This is a genomic window from Streptomyces sp. SID5910 (genome assembly GCF_009862125.1).
Lineage (GTDB): Bacteria > Actinomycetota > Actinomycetes > Streptomycetales > Streptomycetaceae > Streptomyces.
The window spans coordinates 1-2,932 of record NZ_WWHX01000682.1 but is presented as its reverse complement, the minus strand read 5'-3'; the positions used below and the strand labels follow the sequence as shown (position 1 = coordinate 2,932).

Annotated in this window: 3 protein-coding genes; 2 read left to right on the top strand and 1 reads right to left on the bottom strand. The window is 77.1% G+C overall.

Translation table 11 applies throughout. The annotated features are described in order from the left end of the window. Both GTW67_RS23820 and GTW67_RS23815 read left to right on the top strand, forming a co-directional pair. Positions 1–1,482, top strand: a 1,482-nt coding sequence (locus tag GTW67_RS23820) for an FtsX-like permease family protein (RefSeq protein ID WP_346010723.1), incomplete at its 5' end; no start/stop codon positions are given. A gap of 76 nt (positions 1,483–1,558) precedes the next feature. Further along, entirely contained in the window at positions 1,559–2,527 is a 969-nt protein-coding gene (locus GTW67_RS23815) for an ABC transporter ATP-binding protein (RefSeq protein ID WP_161166842.1), read from the top strand. A 24-nt stretch (positions 2,528–2,551) separates the two neighbouring features. Here GTW67_RS23815 and GTW67_RS23810 read toward each other — a convergent pair. Next, on the bottom strand, positions 2,552–2,932 hold a 381-nt coding region (locus GTW67_RS23810; protein WP_524539816.1), incomplete at its 5' end, for a DUF8185 domain-containing protein.

The following is a 2,932-nucleotide window of genomic DNA, read 5'->3' as shown; positions in this document are numbered from 1 at the left end:
GCCGTCGCGGTGACCGTCGTCGGCTGTGCCGCGCTGCCCCTGCGGGCCGCCGCCGCCCACCGCACCGTCCAGGTCCACGGCGCCCGGCAGGACGTCGCGTCGGCACGCCCGTCCCGGCGCCGTACGGTCGCCGAACTCACCGCCGTCGTCCTGGCCGTGGCCGCCGTCGAGACGCTGCGCCGGCGCGGCGCGGCGAGCTCGGCCGACGACCTGGTGTCGCTGGCGCCTGTACTGGTCGGGGTGATCGCCGCGTTGGTGCTGGTGCGCCTGTACCCCCTGCCGCTGCGCCGGCTGGCCCGTCCGGCGGTACGGCTGCGCGGCGCGGTGGGGCACCTGGCGCTGGCCCGCGCGGGCCGTACGTCCGTCTCGGCGGTGCTGCCCCTCCTCGCGCTGCTGACCGCGCTCACCACGGCGACCTTCGGCGGCTCGGTCCTGACCGGCGTGACGGACACCCGGGACCGGGCGGCCCTGCTCACCACCGGCGCCGACGCCCGCGTGGAGGGCACCGGCCCGCTGCCGTCCGCCCTGGCCGACCGGGTCCGCCGCACCCCGGGCGTGGCCGGGCTGACCGGGGTGAGCATCTCCTACGAGGCCCGGACCAGCAACGGCCGCCAGACGCTGCCCGTGGCGGGCGTCGACCCCGCCGCCTACGCGAAGCTGGCGACGCGCACGGACCTCGGCGCCTTCGACGCGGCCGAGCTGAAGCAGCCGGCCGGCGAGGACGAGCCCCTGCGCGCACTGGCCTCGCCCGCGGTCGCCGAACGGTTCGGCACCGAGCCGTTCCGGGCCCGCATGGAGGACGGCACCGCGGTCATGCTGCGGGTCTCCCTCGTACGCGACCTCACCCCGGCCGTCTCCGGCGACGAGTTCCTGGTCGTGGACCGCGCCGGGCTGTCCGCGGAGGCGGCCCGCCCGACCGTACTGCTGCTCACCGGCGACCGGATCGACGGGACCGCGCTGCGCCGTGCGACCGGCGACGCCGGCTCCGTGCTCCTGCGGGCGCAGGAACGGGCCCGGTACGTCGACTCACCGCTCCAGTCCGGTGCCGAACGCGTCTACACGGCTGCCGTCGCGGCCGGCGCCGGGTACGCCGTACTCGCCCTGCTGCTGTCCCTGCTGCGCGCCGCGCCCGAACGCGCCGCGCTGCTCGCCCGCCTGCGCACGATGGGCCTCACCCGGTCCCAGGGCCGGCGCCTGCTCGTCCTGGAGTCCCTGCCCCAGGCCGCCCTGGCCGCGGCGGGCGGGGCGCTGACCGGCTGGGCGGCCGTGCGGCTGCTCTCCCCGGGCATCGACGTGACGGCGATCGCGCTGGCCACGGCGTCGTCCCCGCCGGGCCGCACCGGGCTGCGCACGGACCCGTGGTCGCTGGCGGTGCCGACGGCCGGGGTGCTGGTGGTCGCGGTGGGCGCGGCGGCGGTGCAGGCGTGGTGGTCGGGCCGCCGCGGGTCGGTCAAGGAACTGCGGGCGGGTGACGCGGGATGAGCGGACGCGGCCGGCGACACCGCACACGGCATGTGCAGCACGTGAGACACCCAGGGCAGCCGCCGAGGAGACCCCGATGACGACGAACCCCACCCTCGCCGACCTGGCCGACCGCGCCACCGCCTCCCGTGACCGCCCCGCCTACGGCCACGACGCCCTCATCACCTGCGACCGCCTGGTCCGCATCTTCAGCGCGGACGGCGTCGAGGTGCAGGCCCTCCAGGGTCTCGACCTGCTGGTCCGGGAGGGCGAGCTGATGGCCCTGGTCGGCGCCTCGGGCAGCGGCAAGTCGACGCTGATGAACATCCTCGCCGGGCTGGACACCCCGACCGCCGGCGCGGCCCGCGTCGCCGGCCGGGACCTGCTCACGATGACCGCGAAGGACCGTCTCTCCTACCGCCGCGAGGTGGTCGGCTTCGTCTGGCAGCAGACGGCCCGCAATCTGCTGCCCTATCTGACGGCGGCCCAGAACGTCGCCCTGCCCGTGCAGCTCGCGGGCGCCCGCGGCCGGGGCCGTTCCGCCCGGCGGGCCCGCTCCGAACGCGCGCTGGAGCTGCTGGAGCTGCTGGAGGTCGCCGACTGCCGCGACCGGCGTCCGCAGCAGATGTCGGGCGGCCAGCAGCAGCGCGTCGCGATCGCCGTGGCCCTGGCCAACGACCCCGCGGTCCTGCTCGCCGACGAACCCACCGGTGAGCTCGACTCCCACACGGCGGAACAGATCTTCGCCGCCTTCCGCACCGCGAACGAACGGCTCGGCACCACCATCGTCATCGTCACCCACGACCAGGCGGTGGCCGGCGAGGTCCGCCGCACGGTCGCCATCCGCGACGGCCGCACCTCCACGGAGGTCCTGCGGCGCAGCGAGGTGGACGCGACGACCGGTCACGAGACGGTGGTGGCCCGCGAGTACGCCATGCTCGACCGCGCCGGGCGCCTCCAGCTGCCCGCCGAGTACACGCGGGCCCTCGGTATGCGCGACCGGGTGGCCCTGGAACTGGAGCCGGACCACATCGCCGTATGGCCGGACGACAGCGAGCACCCCTGATCCGGTGCTCCCCCGGCCTGGTGCTCAGCGCACGCTGAGGCCCAGGGCGGCGGCGCCGGTGCCCGCCCGGCGCAGGGCGACGGATCCGTACGGGGTCCGCAGCCGCAGCCACGCACCCGACGACACCAGCGCGAGCCCGGCCCCGTCACCGGCCGAGGGCCGCAGGAAGCCCAGTGACTGGGCCGCGTGCACGGCCCGCACCGGCAGCCCGGTGTCTCCGACCGTCCGGGACCAGATGTCCCGCCCGATCCGGTCGAGTTCGGCCCGGGTCCGCTTCTCGGGGGCCAGCTCCCCGGTCCGCGACCGGAACTCGGCGACGGCCGCGGAGACCAGCGCACGCAGCGCGTCCGGGGCCGGCAGGCCCGGCTCGGGCCGCCAGCCGCCGCGCGGCGGCAGCACGCCGGC

Bases quoted from the DNA above. Each gene is read 5' to 3' on its own strand.
- GTW67_RS23815 (WP_161166842.1), top strand. From the start codon at position 1,559: ATGACGACGAACCCCACCCTCGCCGACCTGGCCGACCGCGCCACCGCC.